Here is an 18,326-nt window from a genome sequence, read left to right on the forward strand (position 1 = left end):
AAATCCTTGACCCACTCCAAATAAAAAGGGCCGCTTGCGCGGCCCTCTTTATTTGGAGCGGGTGAAGGGAATCGAACCCTCGTCGTAAGCTTGGGAAGCTTCTGCTCTACCATTGAGCTACACCCGCATTCGGGCGCTATTACACCGGCTATCGGGGCGTGTGTCCAGCGTTGCGGTGTAGGCCTGAGCTTACATGGCCATAGCCAATGGCTTCGCTATACCGCCGTGGCTGGCCTACCCCGTTTTCAGAGCCGGTCCAATGTTCCCGCTCTTGGGCTTCGCTAAACTTTGCATAGGCATCGAATCAGGGAGGATCAGAGATGCGGCACTGTTTAGTTCGTTCATTGGCGGTTGCCATTGTATTGATGGCCGGCGTTGCGAGGGCCGTGCCCGGCGTGCCGGAGCGGCGGGTGCCGGAGCCGTTCCATGAAGGCGTGGCGTTACCGGATTACTGGGTGCGTGAGCAGTTTCAGGGCATTCGTGCCTACTGGGATGGAGAGCGCCTTCTCAATGGCGCCGGCGAGCCGCTGCCGGTGCCCGCCGGGTTTACCGGAGACTTTCCCGACCGGCCGCTGGAGGGCCGGTTGTGGATCGGCCGCGGCGGCGGCGGTCGGTTGGAGGCGTTGCTGAAGCGCCGCGTGGGCGCTGAACGCCAGTGGCGGGACGTCGATTTCATGGTGGTTGATCTGCCTGATCACCCGGGCCCCTTCGGCGAACGGCTGCGGGCATTGCACACTCTGCTGGACGGCGCCGACACCGCGCATTTGCGTTTGCCACCCCACATCAGGGTGGCCGGCCGGGCGTCGCTGTCGAAGCATCTGCAGGCCATTCTTGAGGCCGGCGGCAAAGGGCTGATTCTGCACCGGGATGGTGCTCTTTACCGGCAACCCCGCCAGAACGATCTTCTTCATCTGCGCCCTTACCAGAAAGGCGAAGCCAGGGTGGTGGCCCTGCTCAGTACCGGCCAGGGAGAGCCTCGGCCGATAACGGGTCTGCTGTTGCGCACGGCCACCGGCAGGCATATCCGCTTACGCGAGGGTCTCAGCCAGCAGCAGCGTTTGCATCCCCCGCCGATTGGCAGCGTGGTGCGCTATGCGTTTTACGGCTACACCGATCAGGGGGAACCCCGCTCCCCCCGTTTTCTGGAGCTTCGCAGTGAGGGGCCGGGTTTCAGCCGCTAGGCGAGCCGGGCTGCCACGCGCCGCCCGCCCGGCGCACACCCGCTTTTCCCTAACCCAAGGCCCTGATGATGGGCCACAGCCACTCTTTAAAGGAAGGAACAAGGATGTCTCGCCCGATTGCGTACTTCGTTGCCGCCAGCTTGGTGATGTTCACCACCGTGGTCGCCACCGTGGGCCAGGGGCGCTCGGTGCCGGCATTGATGCTGGCCAATGTCTACGATCACCAGGGTGACCTGCGCGACTATTGGGTCAGTGAAAAGCTCGACGGCGTGCGCGCCTATTGGAATGGCGACCGCCTGCTCTCCCGCAATGGCAATGTGTTCGAGGCGCCGCCGTGGTTCACGTCGGGCTTCCCAAACCAGCCGCTCGATGGCGAGTTGTGGATGGGCCGGGGCACCTTCGCCACGCTGTCCGGCGCGGTACGCCGTGACAAGCCGGACCCCCGGCAGTGGCGGCGCATCCGTTTCATGGCCTTCGATATGCCGAGAGCGCCAGGCTCTTTTGATCAGCGGCTGGCGCGGCTGAAAACGTTGCTGGCGTCCAATCAAAACCCGTACCTTCAGGCCGTGGAGCAGTTCAAGATTGAAGACCAGGCCGCCCTGATGTCCCGTTTGCGCAAGGTGCTCGCCAGCGGCGGTGAGGGGCTGATGCTGCATCGCGCCGACGCCGCCTACCACGGTTACCGCTCCGACGACCTGCTCAAGCTGAAACCCTATCAGGACGACGATGCCCGGGTGGTGGCGTATTTGCCCGGCAACGGCAAATACACCGGTATGCTGGGGGCGCTGGTGGTGGCCGACGACAACGGTCGCCAGTTTCGCATTGGTACCGGCTTCAGCGATAAAGAGCGCGCGCGCCCGCCACCGGTTGGCAGCGTCATTACCTATCAGTACCGGGGCCGGACCAGCAGCGGCCTGCCCCGTTTCCCGAGTTTTCTGCGAATACGACGGCCGGCCGGCAGTGTGGATCAATAATCCGGCTTGCAGGACGCCAGCTTCTGGGCGATAACCCTCTGTCAGTCCACCACCATCATTGAACACACGGAGCCGCGCTATGCCCAGCGCCTTTATTACCGGAGCCCGGGGGTTTCTTGGCAACCATATTGCCCGGCAACTGCTCAGTGCCGGCTGGCAGGTCACCGCCCTGGTGCGCCCTGGCGGTGACGGTGAAAGCCTGCGCGAATCCGGCATGCAGGTGGTGGAAGCGCCCATGGATAACGCCACCGAGCTGGCCTTGGTGATGCCGCCGGCGGTGGACGCGGTGTTTCACGTGGCCGGCAACACCAGCCTGTGGCGCAAGAAGAACCGGCGCCAATACCAGGACAACGTGATGGGCACCCGGGCGATGGTCACCGCCGCCCTGCGCAACCAGGCCGGGCGGTTTATTCTGACCTCGTCGATTTCCGCCTGGGGTATTCAGCCACGGCCCATCGATGAGACCACGCCATCGCTGGCCGCCCACGACTGGATCGGTTACAACCGCAGCAAATATCTGGCCGAGGAAGAAGTGCGCAGTGGCATCAAGAGCGGCCTGGACGCGGTGATCCTTAACCCCTGCGGCATTATTGGCGCCGGGGACACCCACAACTGGTCACAGATGATCACCTTGATCGACCAGGGCAAACTGCCCGGCGTGCCCCCTGGAGGCGGCAATTTCTGCGCCGTGGAAGAAGTGGCCCGGGCGCACCTGAGTGCCTGGGAAAAAGGCGCGACCGGCGAGAACTATATTCTTGCCGGGGTGGAAGCCAGTTTTCTGGAATTGGCCGCCACCATCGGCCATTTGCTGAATAAACCCACCCCGAAACGCCCCATGCCGGAATGGGCGATCCGCTTGGCCGGCCAACTTTACCCGATTGGCAGCTTGTTCACCGGCAAGGAGCCCAGCCTGACCCCGGAAAAAGTGGCGCTGGTCACCAGCCGGGTTCACGCCGATGGTGGCAAGGCGGTGCAGCAGTTGGACTTCAACGACACCGTGCCGCTTGAGGCTATGTTGCGCCGGTGCATCACCTGGATGCGGGAGACCGGCCGGTTGCTGTGACAGGCCACCATGGCCCCGGCGCTTACCGCAACGCGCGGTACACCCGGAAGCGGTTGGTCTCACGGACCACCTGAACATGGCGAAACGCGCCATCCAGCCACTGCGCGTAAGGCAGCTCCCGGTTGGCGACCATCCACATCTCTCCGCGCTCCGTCAGATAGCCCGGCGCCTGTTCGATCAACCGGCGGGTAATCGCGGTGGTGCGCTCCCGGCCGTCATGAAACGGCGGGTTGGTGATCAACGCCTGGTGCCGCCCGGACACGCCGGAATACAAGTCTCCGCCCACCACCCGCCCCTGCAGGGCGTTGCGTTGCAGGGTGGCGGTGGCGGCGGCCACCGCCGTGGCACTGACATCACTGGCGCTGACCTGGCAACCGGCGTGGGCCAGCACCGCCGAGATCACGCCACTGCCACAGCCCATATCCAGCACTTTCTCGCGGGGCAGGTTCTCCTGCAGGGCGTCCAGCAGAAGCGCCGTTCCCTGGTCCAGGCGGCCGTGGCTGAACACGCCGGGGTAGGAAACCACCTGCAAATCGCCCACCTGAACCAGGCTCTCCACGTCAGACAGGCTCAGCGCCGGGCCCGGCCGGAGCCGGGCGCGGTAGAGTTTGCAGTGGCGGGCGCTGTCCACCAGGGTCACGTCGTCCGCGTAGCGGGCCAGCCGCGTGGTGCCGCCGCGAATGCCGCCCTTGGCGGGGCCCACCAGCCAGACTTCCAGGGCGGATTCAATCGAGCCCGCGATGCTGCGCAGCAACAGCTCAAGGCGCTCCACCGCCTTGGGCAAAGGCAGGATCACCAGATCCACGTCTTCCGGCAGGGTTGGCAGCGGTGCCCACTGGTGGGCGCCGACACCATAATCGTCGGCGTGGAGGTAAATGCGATCAGCGGGCAGATCCGCCAGCGCCGGGTCGTTCGCCTCCACCACCAGAACGCGACGCGACGCCAGTGAGTCCTGCTGACGCCACAATAGTCGGGTACTGTTTTCCATGCGCACCTTAGTCCGGGAAGAAAAGGCGGCAGTATAACGCAACCCGCCGCCAGCGCCTGTCCGGGGCGCGGCATTTTCGCGCCGTCCCCTACGCGCCGTCCCCTACGCGCCGTCCCAACGCGCCGTCCCCGGCCGTCCTTCACGACTATTTCATCGCCGCCGCTTCACGGTGGCATCGCAGCCCGCCAAGTTTTACACAATCACCACCCTGCGCGCTGCCCGCGCTGGCTAGAATGGCAGCCTGAACCGATGTTTTTGTGGAGGCAATGGATGGTCCGTTCCGCAGTTCTGGTTTGCTGTCTGCTGGTCAATCTGACCGCGTGCGCCACCGTCGGCGCCGACACGAGCTTTGAAGAGGCGCTTCACGCCGCCCGTAATAACGACTGGGAAACGCTTTCCCGTACCCAGGCCCGTCTCGGGGACGATCACCCCTTGAGCGCCTATCTGGATTTTCACCGCCTGCGCGCGGCATTGCCGGAACTCAATCCGACGCGTATCGAGCAATACCAGCAACAGTACCCGGATTCCCCCCTGCCTAACGATATCCGTGGCCTGGCACTGGTCGCCTACGCCCGCGCCGGGCGCTGGGACGCCGCCCGCACGCTGTATGACACGCCGCCCAGAGCGGTGGAGTTGCGCTGCTACGCATTGCGCGCCGAACTCGGCGACCATCGCGGCCGGGTTCTCGAGCAAACCCGGGAACTGTGGCTGAGCGGTTTCTCCCGGCCATCCAGTTGCGACCCCCTGTTCGACGCCGCCCAGGAGGCGGGGGTGATCGGGCAAGATGAAATCTGGCAACGCATGCAGCTCGCTTTCGACGAGCGCGGCGACGGTCTGATGCGCTATTTGCGCAAGATGCTCCACGGACCCAACGAAATGGCCGGCGACTGGTTGATTCGCCTGTATCAGGACCCCAAGCAGTTGCGTCAGTTACCCGGCGCGCTCAGCGACGCCCAGCGCCAGGTGCTGCTGTCCGCCGCTTTGCGCCGGCTGGCGTACAAGGACACCGTCGCAGCAAAAGAGATTTACCGCCAGGAGAGCCGTGCCCTTGGCCTCACCGACGCCAACCTGCGTCAGCGCGCCGCCACGCGCATCGCCTGGTATTCGACCATCCGTGGCATTGAGGAAAACCAGGACTGGCTGGATCAATGGCTGGCGGAAAACGATAACCAGACGCTGCTCGACCAGCGCGCCCGGCGTGCGGTCATCGAACAGGACTGGAGCCACCTGCCGGAATGGATCGCCCGCCTCTCCCAGGAGAATCAGGCCGACAGCCGCTGGTTGTACTGGCTGGGTCGCGCCGAGCAGGAAAGCGGCGATGCCAACCAAGCAAAACTCCATTGGCAGCAAGCCGCCCGGCAACGCAATTTCTATGGCTTCCTGGCCGCGGATCGCATCGGCCAGCCGTATCATTTTGGCGAGGAAAGCGCGGCGGCGGTGAGCACCGACATCAACCCGCCGGCCCTGGCCCGCATCACCTTGCTGCGTGAGGCCGGCGAGCCCGGCCTGGCCTGGAAAGAGTGGAACTGGCTGATCGCGCACAGCAGCGAGCCGGCCCGCCGGCAATTGGCGCAAAAGGCGCTGAAACAGGGCTGGTACGATCTCACCGTGCAGGCCTCGATCCAGGCACAAACCTGGAACGTTCTGCAGTGGCGCTTCCCACCGGCCCACCAGGCGCTGTTCGCCGACGCCGGCCGCCGCTATGACCTGGATCCGTGGCTGGCGATGGCGGTGGCGCGCCGCGAGAGCGCCTTTTACCCCCACGCTCGCTCACCGGTGGGGGCGCTCGGCTTGATGCAATTGATGCCGGCCACCGCGCGCAAGGTGGCGCGCGATCAAGGCCAGAGCGCCCCGGGCACCGAGCAATTACTGCAACCGGCCACCAATATCGACATGGGCAGCCACTACCTGGAAGAGTTGCTGACCAAGTTCAATGGCAACCGGATATTGGCGCTGGCCGCCTACAATGCCGGCCCTAGCCGGGTCGGGCGATGGCTCGCCGATGACCCGGACGAGGCGGTTCCGGTGGATGTCTGGATCGAAGCCATTCCGTTCCACGAAACCCGTGATTATGTGCAGGCGGTACTCACCTACCGGGTCCTGTTCATCGGTCTGCACGACGCCAAACAACGCAGCGCCCAGTTGCTGCTGCCCAGGGAGCTGAAGACACCGTATTCCATGGCCATGATCGACGATGGCACCGAGTTGGGCGCCCGCTGAGGCGCCGGCCCGGTCAGTCCAATTGGCGGATGTGGTAATCGAGTTTGCCGCGCCGCAACAACGGTTCGAGCAAGGGGTGTGACTGAACCCGGCGGCGCAGATGAACGCTGCGAGCCGGCTCCCGGGTGAAGGCGATCACCGCGTTGTGGCAGTCCGCGCACGAGAGCCGGAACCGGCTGGCCCAGCCCGCCATGGCCGCGTCGCCGGCGGCGTCGCTGTCGCGATACTCAGCGAAATCACCGAAGTTCATCACCAGCGTGCCGTGATCGCTGACGTGGCGCCGCAGGGTCGCCAGCCATTCCCGATCAGCCGGCACCGCCCGGCTGACGGCCTGGTTATGGGGTGCGAACAGATCCTCGACGATCAGATCAAAGGGCGGGCCGTCATAGGCCTCAAGCCAGTCCACCGCGTCGGCCAGCACCGTCTCGGTGTCCTCACCGATCACCGAGAACACTTCCCGGGCCACCGCCAGGTGGTGCGGGTCAAGCTCCACCGCCAGCAACAGATCCGGTTGCAGCAGGGCCCGCAACGGCGGAATCAGCGTGCCGCCACCCAGCCCCAACACCAGTACCCGGCGCAGCCGTTGCGGTTCGCCCAGCAGTACCGGCAGCCACAACAGATCCCAAACACTGCCGGTCACCAGCCGCCGGGGGTGGAATTCCGAATGTTGAACGCCATTGGCGAACAGGCGCAGGCGGTCGCCTTGGCTGCGCACCTGATACAGCACGCCTTCGCGGCGTTGTTCCCAAACCAGTGCCATCAGTTTTTGCCCAGGCCGAGCTTCACGCCGCCCACGTCGCCATCCACCTTCGGCTCGGCCAGTTGCACCCGGGCCGCGTCGATCCCCTGCTTGCTGACCAGCTTATCGCGGGCGTTGCTGGCCCTCTGCCCGGCCAATTGTTGTAACGCCGCGTTGTCGATGCCGGCGCTGGCTTTCTCCAGCATGCGTGTCCAGGCGAGTCGCGCCCGTTCCTGGTCGGCCTGCTCACCGTCACCCTCCACGCCCAGGGTGTCCGCGTCCTGGTCGAACCGCTTTTCGAACTGTTTGATGATTTTCCTTTGCAGACCGAAAAAGCCATCGTCGGCGACCGCTTCATCCAGCCCCGGCCAGTCCCCGCCCAGGGCTTCAATCAACTCCGCTTCCGCCAGCGCTTGCCGGTCCTGCTGGTCGGTCTGGCCACTGATTTCCACGCTCAACTCGGGTCGCTCGCCGAGCAGTTTCGCCAACGCCGTCAGCGATTGCTCGACCTCGGCGCTGGGCGTCGCCTCGCCGGGACCGAAGGCGATGTGCTCCAGATCTTCGCCACCCACCAGGCCAGCGAGCAGCGAGAACGGCGCCGTGGCGGCCTTCACCAGCACGTTGCGAATCACCCGGAACACCACCCCGGCGACACTGAAACTGGGATCGCTCATATCGCCGGAGACGTCCAGGGGCAATTGGATCATCCCCGAAGCATCACGCAATACCGCCAGGCCCAGTTTCACCGGCACGCTGATGGCGTCGTCACTGGCCACGGTATCGCCCAGGAAAAAGCGGTCGGCGGCGAACGAGGTATCGCTGCTCAACGTCTGGTTCTCGATTTTCACTTTGGTTTCCACGTTGAGCACACCGCGGTTCACCGAGTAACCCAGGTAACGGCCGGTGTAGGGCGTCAGCCCATCCATGCCGTAGCCTTTCAGGGACACGGTCAGATCGACCAACAGCGGGTCGGGATCGATACTGCCGCTGGCTTTGAGTGGCGCGTTGCCGTTAACACGCCCCTCAAGGTTCACTTTGGCGGCGTCGCCAGCGGTGTCGAAGTTCGCCAGTGAGCCACTCCATTTCTCCAGCGACACCTGAAACGGCGGCGACTGGGACTCGTCATGGTGGGCCAGCCGGGAGTCCTTGACCGTGGTTTTGTTCAGCCGCACTCGCCATTCCGGGCCGCTTCCGGAACTGTTTTCAGCGCCGCCGGCACTGAGCCGGCTGATCAGCTCCTGGCCGTTCTTATTGATGTCGTGATCCAGCTGCAGACCACTGATATCCAGACCGGCCAAGGCCACGCTGTGCTGGTCGGTGCGCACATCCAGCCCACTGGCCTTGAGGCTGCCGACGCTGACAAACGGCGCCTGGGCGCCGCGCTCCAGCACCGCCACCTGGTCCACTCCGGCGCTGCCACTGACACGCACCGCCGGCGCCTCGCCGGCCACGTTGATGGCCAGATCGGCGTGCGCGCTGCCCTGCTTGAGCACCACCGGCGCGGCGTCCTCCACCCAGGGCGCTAGCGCGTCCAGTGGCAAACCCTCCAGTTTTACCCGGGCGTCCACGTTAAGCGGCGCGTAATGGCCTTCGCCGCTGTGCTCCAGGCGCCCTTGCCCGGCCAGCGTGCCGCTGCCGCTCCAATGCCAGGCAATCTCGTCGCCGACGCTCAGGTCGGTGAGTTGCAGTGCGCCGTCGCCGAGCCGCAATTCCGCCGGCTTCGCCAGCGTCTGGTCGCTGAGCGTGACCGCGCCCTGCTCCACCTCAAGCTGGTCCAGGGTCACCGTCCAGTTCTGTTGATCACCGCTTTTGATCGCCTCAGCGGTGTCGTCGGCCTGCTCTTCCACCCGTTGTTTGGTCTGCTCGGCCTTGAGCGGGTCGCGGGGCAGGAACAGGGTGGCGATATCGACGCCCTCCGGGTTGCGCACCACGCGCAGAGCCGGGCCGCTGAGCGTCACCTGTGGAATGCTGACCTGGCGCTTGGCGGTGTCCATTGCCAGCCCCGACACGCTCAGTTCCGGCAGCTCCAGCGTTGGCTGCTCCGAACCCTGCGGCACGATGCTTAAGCGGCGCAGGGAAAAGCGGCCATTCTCCAGTTGCAGGCCGGCTCCCGGAGCGGCGGAGAAACGGTAATCCATGCCCAGACCAAGCTCCCCGGAGGGCACCCGAAAGCGGATCTGTGGCGCCAGCAGGCGGGCGAAGGACACCAGATCCACGCCGTCCATCTTCAGGTGACCCTCGGTGGTCAGCGGCGCCAGTGAGAAGCGGCCGTCCCAGTCCAGGGTGCCGCCGTCGGGCCCCTCAATGTGCAGAACGTAACGGTTGTCGCCCTGTTCCGGCGCCAGCGTGGTGAGGTCCTCGACGGTGAACGCCACCGGCAGTTTGAGGCTGACCGGTTCCTCGCCCACCGCGTCGGTGACGCTGATTTCACCGTTGCTGAGGCTGAGATAGGCGACCGTCAGGGCCGGCGGCCCCTTCGACTGCTCCGCTTCATCCGGCGGCGGCTCCGGCGGCGGTTCGCTCTCTCCAAGACGAGCGAGCACATCCTCTACATTGAGGGTGCCGTCGGGGGCGCGCCGCAGGCGCGTGTCCAGGCCATCCAGCTCGACCCGCCCGATCCAGGGCCGCCAATGAAACAGCGACGCCCAGAACTCGGTGTTCACGTACAGCCGTTTAAAGCCCAGCAGGGTGCCGGTGTCGGCATCGGCGATCTTGAAGTTCTCCACCGTGGCGGAGAGTGTCAGCGGGTTGAGCGCCAATCGCTCGATGGTGACCGTGCGCCCCAGGCGCTCGCTCAGCAGTGTCTCGCCCTTGCCTCGCAACCAGCCGGGCAGAACCAGAAACACCAACAGTACCCAGAGCAAATACAGTGCAATCAGAATGACCAGAAGGCGTCCGCGCCATCCATGACGGCGCCACCACTGCAGAGGTGTGTCCATGCTGTTCCTTCGCCACTTCATGTCGATTTGATTCAGTCTAGCAGTAACGACGCCGCCAGGCCGCTCCGGCGGCCATTGCGCGACGTGTCGCGGTGCTCACAATGACCCTTTCAACGTGGAGCGCGCCATGAGCGACAACTACTTACTCAGGCTTTACCAACGGGCCGCCCGCCTGCCCAAGGGCCGCAAGCTGTTCTCGATCATGTTCAGCCGCAAAGCGCCCTACTTCGGTTCGGTCAGCCCCTTGATCGCCGAGCTGCGCCCGGATTTCTGCAAGGTCACGTTCAAAAAGCGCAAAGCGGTGGAGAATCACATCGGCACCGTCCATGTGATCGCCATCTGCAACGCCCTGGAAGCGGCCATGGGCGCCATGGCGGAAGCCTCGATTCCCAAGCACCTGCGCTGGATTCCCAAGGGCATGGAGGTTCGCTACACCGCCAAAGCCACCAGTGACATCACCGCCACCGCCGAAGTGGCGCCGGGGGCCTGGGAGCACGGCCCGGAAGTGCCGGTAACGGTCAAAGCGATGCGCGACGACGGCACCGTGGTGGTCGAAGGCACCATTCATCTGTGGGTCACCGAGCGCGGCTGAGGCTCAGCGCAGCACGAAGCGGGCGGCCGCATCGGCGGCCTCACCCAGGTTGTGCTCCCAGCTCAGGCCCCCTCGCCGGCGCGGCGTGAAGTCGTGGTCGCCCTCGGCGATCCACCGCAGCGTCACTGTGCGCGGCAACGAATAGCCGTTCACTTCCTCCCGTCGGCCAAAAGGGTCACGCTCACCCTGGCAAATCAGCACCGGCGCACGCAGCTCGGGAAAATGCGCCAGGCGGGAGCCAACCGGCTTGCCAGGTGGGTGAAACGGGTAACCAAACACCAGGCAGCCGGGCACGTCGCGTTGCGCGGCGAGCAGGGTGGCGACGCGCCCGCCCATGGATTTGCCCGCCACCCAGACCGGCAGCCGCGACCCGGCGGCGACCCGCTCATAAAGTTGATTAAAGTGATCCAGCAACGCCGGCATCCGGCTCGGCGGCGCCTTCACACCGTCGCGCCGCCGCCGCGCCATATAAGGAAATTCGAACCGGATCACCGAAACCCGCCGCCTTGCCAACGCCTTGGCCAGGTCGGTCATAAACGGGCTGTCCATGGGCGCGCCCGCGCCGTGGGCGAGCAGAACCACCGCGTCGGCCTCGCTGGCGCGGTCGCGCAACAGCCCGGCATCCAACCCGCCCCCCTCGGAGTTCATTGCCGCCGGGGCTGCAAATCGCGGCAGGCCCGGTCCAGCACCCGATTCATATAGGCCTGCCAGAACACCCTGACCACCACCCACAACAGCGGCCGGGCCAGTGACGAACGCGGGTGGAACTCATAGCGCCAGTCGATCACCGTACCGCCGTCCGCGGGCAGAAACCGCCAGCGTCCGCGCGCCTGGTCCGAAAGCCGGCCCAGCACCCCGGTGAACTCGTCCACCTGGTAGGCGAAAGAGCGTGGTCTTTGGAAATCGGTAAGCTGCTCGCGGGCACTGCCGCCGTCGGAAAACCTCACCCGGCGGCTGTGCCCGGGCGCATCCCAGCCGCCGGCCTGATTGTCGGTCGCCACCACCGCCGGCAGTGGCCCATAGCCAGTAAAAATACGGCTCAGATCGATCGGCGCGATATGGTCGAAAGCCACGTTCGGGGGCACCGGAACGCGGGTACTGACTCGCGCTCTCAGGGGATTTTCAGCGAATTCCATCCTTCCCGTTCTCGTTTTTCAGCTTGAGGCAGGGCCAATATGCGCACCGCGGGCGCGTCTGTAAATACGACGGAGTCCTGGTGCCGGCGGTTATCGATCCGCTCATCCTTCCCAAAGGCTGAGCTGGCCGGCGTCGCCCGGCGCCCGAAACGCGGAGCTGTCCAGGGCGAATCCTTCCCGGGGCGCCAGCCCGTGGCGCTGGCAGGCGCCGCGGAAGCGCTGTTGCAGCAGTTGGGCCCATGGGCCCTGGCCACGGTGACGATGATGCCAGCGGCTGTCGTAGGCTGCCCCGCCATGCAGATCACGCAGGGTCGCCATCACCTTGGCGGCACGGTCCGGGTAGTGCTCGGCCAGCCACTCCTGCCACAGCGGGCCCACTTCGTGAGGCAGCCTCAACACCACGAACCCGGCGCTGCGCGCGCCGGCCGCGGCCACCTGGGCGACGATCTCTTCCATTTCATGGTCATTGATAAACGGGATCAGGGGCGCCACCAGCACCGTCACCGGCACTCCGGCTCGGGCCAGCTCGCGCACCACACGCACCCGTTCGCGGCCGGCGCTGGCGCGCGGCTCAAGCTGGTTCTTCAAACGGTTATCCAGGGTCGTCACGCTCACCGCCACACTCGCCCTGCCCTCCCGCGCGGCCGGGGCAATCAAATCCAGATCGCGCAGCACCAACGCACTTTTGGTGATCAGGCTGAACGGGTGGCGGCATTCATTCAGCACCTGCAGCAGCTCCCGGGTAATCCGTCGCTCGCGCTCGGCGGGCTGATAGGGATCGGTGGCGGTGCCGATCACCACCGGCTGGCAGCGATAGGAGCGCTTGCGCAGGGTGTCACGCAGCACCTCGGCGGCGTTTTCCTTATAAAAAATCTCCGACTCGAAATCCTGGCCTGGCGAGAGGTCCACGTAGGCATGATTGGGCCGCGCGAAACAATAGATGCAGCCGTGCTCGCAACCCCGATAGGGGTTGATGCTGGCATCAAAGTGAAGGTCCGGGCTGCTGTTGTGAGTGATGATCGAGCGGGCGATCTCACGGTGATAACGGGTCGACCTGGCGGTGGCGGGCTGATCCAGGGTCACGGTAGTGACCGCGAAGCGGCCCGGACGCTGGCTCAAGGTGCCCCGATTGGCGGCGCTGGTGCTCATAAAGCCTCCCGATAACTGTCCATATGAACAGTATTATGGGACGCCTGCGCGGTGGCCGCAATCGTCTTTATCGCCAGGCCGGCGAAGCCTCAGTGGGGGCGCACCGGCTGCACCAGCACCCACGGCGCGATCACCACCGTCCACAGCTCCTGGGCGGACTGAAACCACTCGCGGGCTTGCTGATCGCTGACCGCGCCCACCCGCTGCTGACTCCGCCACTGCTGAATGTCGGCGGCCCGATCCTGAGCGAAAGCGACCGCGACCTCAATCAGATCCAGGTCACCGGACACCGCCACGGTCTGGCCACGGGCGAAGAATGGCTGCAACTCGGCCCAACCGGCGCGGGCGGTTTCCTGATTGAGCTTGGCTTTCAGGACGTCGATTTCGATGGGCTCGGCCATGCGCTCTCCTGGTTGTGGCACCGCGTCACCGGAGTTGGCCAGCGCGGTCGGCGCCATTATCGCGCCCGCCACCGGGAACGCAACCGGGCGGATCGACGGTCAGGAAGGGAGCACACAAAAAAAGACGCCCGCCTTTGGGGGGCGGGCGACTGTACCGGGCCGAGATGAACTTCCGTGTTCGTTCGCGTCCATGCCCGATCGACTATAAGCGCTGACTTCGCTCTGCGATATCAGCCGGAAACGTCAATTCATGTAGGAAATCCGCTATCTTTAATGAGAGACATTACCATTGCAATTCCTTGCTTGCCTGAGGCAGAAACTGCCCACGGCGGTCAAACAGACTCAACCGGGCGCCGTTTTCGTCCACGCTGACCCGGGAAAACGCGTCCCGGCTGTACACCTCGCCAGGCACCGTCACTTTACCGATCGATGGCGCCAGCAAGCCGGGCAAACGGTGATTGTCGCGGATCATCGGCCGGTACCAGCGAAACGCCATCAAGGCGGTGGGCCAGAACAGACCCGAGCAGATCCAGGCGTGCACCGGCGCCTGGTTGCGCCGCTCCAGACGGGCATACAAAGAGGCATGCACGTCGCCGCTGAGCACCAGCAACCGCCGGCAACCACTGTCACGAATGGCATCCAGCAAGCGCTGCCGCTGGGCGCGAAACCCTTCCCAGGCATCCTCTCCACGAAACGGCCAGCGCTGTTCAGGAAACAACGGCACCGAGGACACCAGGCATTTGACCCGATCCGGCTCGCGGTGCAGCCACTGGATCACCGCTTCCTCCTGCGCCCCGGACATAATCTTGCGCTGCCACGGCCAACGGCTGAGTACCCGCTCGGTGCGCAGGTCCATCAGGAAGAAGTCCGCGCAGCCCCAGCGATAGCTGTACCAGAGCGCATCCGGGTCACGGTCCAGGCGCGAGCCTTCCTGATTCAGCGGGACCGCCGGGGAATGGGACGCCTGATAGATCTGATAAGCTTTCATTGCCGCCGGGTACTTGCTGGTCCACAGGTCGGCGTTGGCGCGCGCCGGCCAGTTGTTCTCGATCTCGTGGTCGTCGAGGATCATGTGCTGGTTGTAATCGGACATCAGACGGCGGATGTGCGGTTGCCCGAAGCTCTGCCGATAAAGATCGAAATACTGTTGCTGGGAAGACGCCGCCGCCACTTTCCAGGTGGCATCGGCGTACACCTGATCACCGCCAAACAACACAAAGTCCGTGCGCTCGGCGGCGGCGTTCTCCGCCATCACCGAGAAGATGCGATCCGCGCGGGTGTCTTCAATCTCATGGTCGGTACCGACAAACCGGTAGCAACAGGAGCCGAACAAAAAACTCACCGGCTGCTTGTGATCCCGCGGCGCGGTGCGAAAGTGGCCTTTGTGCATGGCCTGCCAGTCCAACTGCTCATCCGGCAGGTCGATGTCGTCGACAAAACCAGCCTGATGCTCATAGCGGGTGTTCGGTTGCAGGCCTTTCAGCACTACCACGCCGGAGCTGTCGAAATTTCCATTGATACGGAAATGGGTCGGCCCGCGCCAGCGCTCCTCGCCCACCGGCCGCCAGCGCACCCGGCCCAGAGGCAGTTTCTGACCGGCCTTCAAGGCGCCCGATGGCATTGCCGCGAACAGCCGCACACTGGTCTGATCAGCGCTGCCGACAATCGGCCCCACCGGGAACGGCATCACCGTCATCGACATGATTTCCCCCTTTTTTTAGTAAAAAGCACCAATCCGCACCCTTTTTTATCCCCGGCGGCGGGCCGGTTCCAGAGCCGCCCAATGGCCGTCCCGACCGGTTTTCCGTGCCTGGCGGCTTGCGCCGGCCGGTTCATTGATTGAGCCACCGCGACAGCACTGCTAGCATCCCGATAAGCGGAGAATCCCTGAACCCGGGCCCTTATGCCGGCCAGTGGCTGGGGCTTGAATACCGACAACCACCGTGGCCGCGCTGGAACAATAACAGGATGCTCGCGGCGTCCGGTGTTCGGATTCAGAGATTCCCCGGGTCCCTCCATAAGGAGCGCTTCGCGGGGTATCGATTATTTTGTTGCAGGATGCTGTTTCCACCACACTGCGTTTTATCGGGGTGCTGCTGTTGTTCATCCTGGCCAGCGGCGTGGCGCACGCCGACGACGCTCTCGCCCTCGAGCGCGCCAATGACCGTTACACGCCCTATCCGCAACTGGATTATTTCTGCGACGCAGCGGATCGCCTCCCGGACCTGCCCGGTCTGTTGCACCCCTCCACAACCTGGCCCTGGCAGGCGAGCGGGCGCACTCTTCCCAATCTCGGCTTCACCAACGATCAGTGCTGGTTCCGTCTGCCGCTGGTTAACGTCAGCAATCCGGATACCGAATGGCGGCTGCTGGTGGACTACGCCATGCTCGGCACCCTGGACGTCTATTTGCTCTCAGCCACCGGGAAGCTGCTCAGCCATCAGCAAGCCGGCATGGACCGACGCTTCGATGTGCGCCCCGATCCGTATCCGGTGCCGGTGTTCCCACTGACACTGGCTACCGGGGAACGCTACACGATATTGATCAAAGTCGCGTCGCCCCACAGCATTCAACTGCCTCTGAGCCTGATGAGCAAGTCCGCGTTTGAGCACAGCACGCTCAATCACACCCTGCTTCAAGGCCTGTTCTTCGGCGGCATGCTGGTGATGATTCTGTACAACCTGTCGCTGTTTTTTTCGATCCGCGAAAAAGCCTATCTTCTTTATGTGTTCTGGTCGTTGTCGATCACCCTGTTCATGGCGGTGCTGCACGGCTTCGCGCACAAGTATCTGTGGCCGTCTTCGCCTCTGATCAGCCAGTACGTGCTGCACTATCTGCTGCCGCTGCTGGTGATTCTGCCGTCGCTGTTCACCCTGCATTTTCTGAACCTGCCGGATCGATCACCACCGCTGGCCCGTTTGCTGCGTCTGCTGGTCACGTTGGGGGTGGTGTTGCTGTTGGCGGCGCCTTTCGTCAGCCGCGAGGTGTTGATTCCGATCAGCGTGCTGGCGATCCTGGCGATGGATTTCGGCATTCTCGCGGCGGGGCTGCTGCGCACCGCCGCCCGCGACCCCGACGCCCGTATCTTCACCTTTGCCTGGGCCTGTTTTATCGCCGGGGCGGCGGCCATGTCGCTGAACAAGTACGGCCTGGCGCCACGCAACGCGCTCACCGAGAACCTGGTTCAGGTCGGCGTCTTTTTAGAGGTTATTCTGCTCTCGCTGGCCCTGGCGCGACGCATCACCCGGCTTAAGGAAGCGCACGCGGTGTCGGTGCGCGACAAAGCCGTGGCCGAGATGGACGCTTTTAAAGCCGGCGCTCGCAACCAGGCGAAGAGCGAATTCCTGGCCACCATGAGCCACGAGATCCGCACCCCGATGAACGGCATCATCGGCATGACCGATCTGCTGCGGCGCACTGATCTGAGTCATCAGCAGGCGCAATACGTGGACACCATCTACCAGTCGACCCAATCGCTGGTCACCGTGATCAACGACATCCTCGATTATTCGCGTATAGAGTCGGGCAAGCTGGAACTGGAATTCCAGGACGTCGACGTGGAAGCGATGGTGGACGATTGCGTGCGTCTGTTCGCCATGCGCTCACTGGAAGCCCGGGTGCCGCTGTACACTTTTATCGACTCCCGCGTGCCCAACAGCATCAACACCGATCCGATCCGCTTGAAACAGGTGCTCACCAACCTGCTCAGCAATGCCTTCAAGTTTACCGATCACGGCCAGGTGGCTCTGCATCTGAGCGTGCGCCAGCCACCGGACGAACAGGGCCACTGCGTACTGATGATAGAGGTGGCGGACACCGGCACCGGGCTCGACGAGGCCCAGCAGCAAACCCTGTTCCAGGTGTTCAGCCACGGCGCCCGGGGTGGCCGCCATAAACACCAGGGCGCCGGTCTCGGCCTGACCATCTGTAAGCGGCTCACCGAGTTGCTGGGCGGCGAAATCGGTGTTTCCAGTTCGCTGGGGCGCGGCGCCACGTTCTGGATTACCCTGCCCACCCGGGTCAGCACGTCGCGCAAGCCGGTGGACAGCCTCGCCGGCCAGCGCGTGATGATGATCAATCATGACGCTTCGCTGACGCTCAGCCTGTCGCAACTGATGACCCGCTGGGGTCTGGAAGTGGATGAATACGCCGACTGCGAGCAGACGCTGAGCGCGCTCAACGCGGCTACCCCACCGGTGGACGTGCTGATCGCCTCGGAGCCCAATCTGGCCCGCCGCACCGAATTGCTCGACATCCGCCGCCGCCTGGGCGACCCGCCGTTGCTGATTCTGCAAGCCAGTGGCACCGACATCACCGGTGAATTGCCCGGCGATATGCTGCTGGTGGAAACGCCGGTGTCCTCGCGGGCCCTGCGCCACACGCTCGCCTCGCAACTGCACGAGCGAGCGCCGGCAAAACCGGAGCCGGAAGTCTCGGCGGCTGCCCGCAATCACCCACGCCTGGCCCGGCTGAATGTGATGGTGGTGGAAGACAACGCCGTCAATCAGCTGGTCATCGACAGCATTCTGCGCTCCATGGGCATTCACGCCACCCTGCTGGTCAACGGCGCCCAGGCACTGCAAAGGGTGCAGGACCAGCCGGGCAACTGGGACGTGGTGTTCATGGATTGCGAGATGCCGGTGATGGACGGCTATCAGGCCACCCGGGAGATTCGCCTGTTCGAGCAGAACCGCGATATCGACCCCTGCTGGATCATTGCGTTGTCCGCCCACGCCACCGGCGATTACGTGCAGAAAGCCCGCGCCGCCGGGGTCGACGACTACCTCAGCAAACCGGTCTCCCGGGATCAGGTGTTGGAAGCGTTACAGCGCAATCGGAGCCTGACCAGCAGCGGCGGCGATTGAGTCCCGCGCAACGGGTGAAATGGCGCCAGCGGGCCAGTATCATAGCGGTTCGATTTTCTGCTGATGTTGCCGTCCCCCT

General features: G+C 64.4%; 14 protein-coding genes and 1 tRNA gene. 6 read left to right on the forward strand and 9 right to left on the reverse strand.

Translation table 11 applies throughout. The features are described from left to right. Positions 1-53 precede the first annotated feature (53 nt). A tRNA-Gly gene (locus tag CGS25_RS07020) sits at positions 54-127 on the reverse strand. A gap of 193 nt (positions 128-320) precedes the next feature. Here CGS25_RS07020 and CGS25_RS07025 point away from each other — a divergent pair. The 3 genes from CGS25_RS07025 to CGS25_RS07035 all read left to right on the forward strand — a co-directional run bounded on the left by CGS25_RS07025 (position 321) and on the right by CGS25_RS07035 (position 3,218). Then, the gene (locus tag CGS25_RS07025; RefSeq protein ID WP_101675033.1) at positions 321-1,181 is read left to right on the forward strand and encodes a DNA ligase; all 861 of its coding nucleotides are present in this window, start codon (positions 321-323) and stop codon (positions 1,179-1,181) included. A gap of 104 nt (positions 1,182-1,285) precedes the next feature. Beyond that, positions 1,286-2,155 (forward strand): DNA ligase, encoded by an 870-nt coding sequence (locus tag CGS25_RS07030; RefSeq protein ID WP_101675034.1) that lies wholly within the window; start codon positions 1,286-1,288, stop codon positions 2,153-2,155. A 79-nt stretch (positions 2,156-2,234) separates the two neighbouring features. Next, on the forward strand, positions 2,235-3,218 hold the full coding sequence (locus tag CGS25_RS07035) for an SDR family oxidoreductase (RefSeq protein ID WP_089032519.1): 984 nt from the start codon (positions 2,235-2,237) through the stop codon (positions 3,216-3,218). 22 nt (positions 3,219-3,240) lie between these two features. On the opposite strand, the gene CGS25_RS07040 is transcribed toward CGS25_RS07035, so the two are convergent. Continuing rightward, the gene (locus tag CGS25_RS07040; protein ID WP_101675035.1) at positions 3,241-4,206 is read right to left on the reverse strand and encodes a methyltransferase; all 966 of its coding nucleotides are present in this window, start codon (positions 4,204-4,206) and stop codon (positions 3,241-3,243) included. 270 nt (positions 4,207-4,476) lie between these two features. Between CGS25_RS07040 and CGS25_RS07045 the strand changes: the two genes are divergently transcribed. Beyond that, positions 4,477-6,426, forward strand: coding sequence for a transglycosylase SLT domain-containing protein (locus tag CGS25_RS07045; protein ID WP_101675036.1), 1,950 nt, complete (start codon positions 4,477-4,479; stop codon positions 6,424-6,426). A gap of 13 nt (positions 6,427-6,439) precedes the next feature. On the opposite strand, the gene CGS25_RS07050 is transcribed toward CGS25_RS07045, so the two are convergent. Then, entirely contained in the window at positions 6,440-7,186 is a 747-nt protein-coding gene (locus CGS25_RS07050; protein WP_089032522.1) for an O-methyltransferase, read from the reverse strand. After that, positions 7,186-10,104 (reverse strand): DUF748 domain-containing protein, encoded by a 2,919-nt coding sequence (locus CGS25_RS07055; RefSeq protein ID WP_198588717.1) that lies wholly within the window; start codon positions 10,102-10,104, stop codon positions 7,186-7,188. Before CGS25_RS07055 ends, CGS25_RS07050 begins: the two co-directional genes overlap by 1 nt. A 127-nt stretch (positions 10,105-10,231) precedes the next feature. Here CGS25_RS07055 and CGS25_RS07060 point away from each other — a divergent pair, with 127 nt between their 5' ends. Continuing rightward, a complete protein-coding gene (locus CGS25_RS07060; RefSeq protein WP_089032524.1) occupies positions 10,232-10,696 on the forward strand; it encodes a hotdog fold domain-containing protein in 465 nt (154 codons plus the stop codon). Positions 10,697-10,699: 3 nt separating this feature from the next. On the opposite strand, the gene CGS25_RS07065 is transcribed toward CGS25_RS07060, so the two are convergent. The 5 genes from CGS25_RS07065 to CGS25_RS07085 all read right to left on the reverse strand — a co-directional run bounded on the left by CGS25_RS07065 (position 10,700) and on the right by CGS25_RS07085 (position 15,084). After that, positions 10,700-11,344 (reverse strand): alpha/beta fold hydrolase, encoded by a 645-nt coding sequence (locus tag CGS25_RS07065; protein WP_108723623.1) that lies wholly within the window; start codon positions 11,342-11,344, stop codon positions 10,700-10,702. Beyond that, the gene (locus tag CGS25_RS07070; RefSeq protein WP_101675038.1) at positions 11,341-11,832 is read right to left on the reverse strand and encodes an SRPBCC family protein; all 492 of its coding nucleotides are present in this window, start codon (positions 11,830-11,832) and stop codon (positions 11,341-11,343) included. Before CGS25_RS07070 ends, CGS25_RS07065 begins: the two co-directional genes overlap by 4 nt. A 102-nt stretch (positions 11,833-11,934) precedes the next feature. Further along, on the reverse strand, positions 11,935-12,981 hold the full coding sequence (locus CGS25_RS07075; protein WP_101675039.1) for a PA0069 family radical SAM protein: 1,047 nt from the start codon (positions 12,979-12,981) through the stop codon (positions 11,935-11,937). Positions 12,982-13,070: 89 nt separating this feature from the next. Next, entirely contained in the window at positions 13,071-13,382 is a 312-nt protein-coding gene (locus CGS25_RS07080) for a DUF2288 domain-containing protein (protein WP_101675040.1), read from the reverse strand. Between the two features lie 283 nt (positions 13,383-13,665). Then, positions 13,666-15,084, reverse strand: a complete 1,419-nt coding sequence (locus CGS25_RS07085) for an alkaline phosphatase D family protein (protein WP_089032529.1) — start codon at positions 15,082-15,084, stop codon at positions 13,666-13,668. Positions 15,085-15,433: 349 nt separating this feature from the next. Between CGS25_RS07085 and CGS25_RS07090 the strand changes: the two genes are divergently transcribed. Next, positions 15,434-18,247: a hybrid sensor histidine kinase/response regulator gene (locus CGS25_RS07090; RefSeq protein WP_232802302.1), complete on the forward strand. Its 2,814-nt coding sequence runs from the start codon at positions 15,434-15,436 to the stop codon at positions 18,245-18,247. Positions 18,248-18,326: the final 79 nt, after the last annotated feature.

Origin of the sequence: Alloalcanivorax mobilis (assembly GCF_002864685.1) — a bacterium.
Taxonomy (GTDB): domain Bacteria; phylum Pseudomonadota; class Gammaproteobacteria; order Pseudomonadales; family Alcanivoracaceae; genus Alloalcanivorax; species Alloalcanivorax mobilis.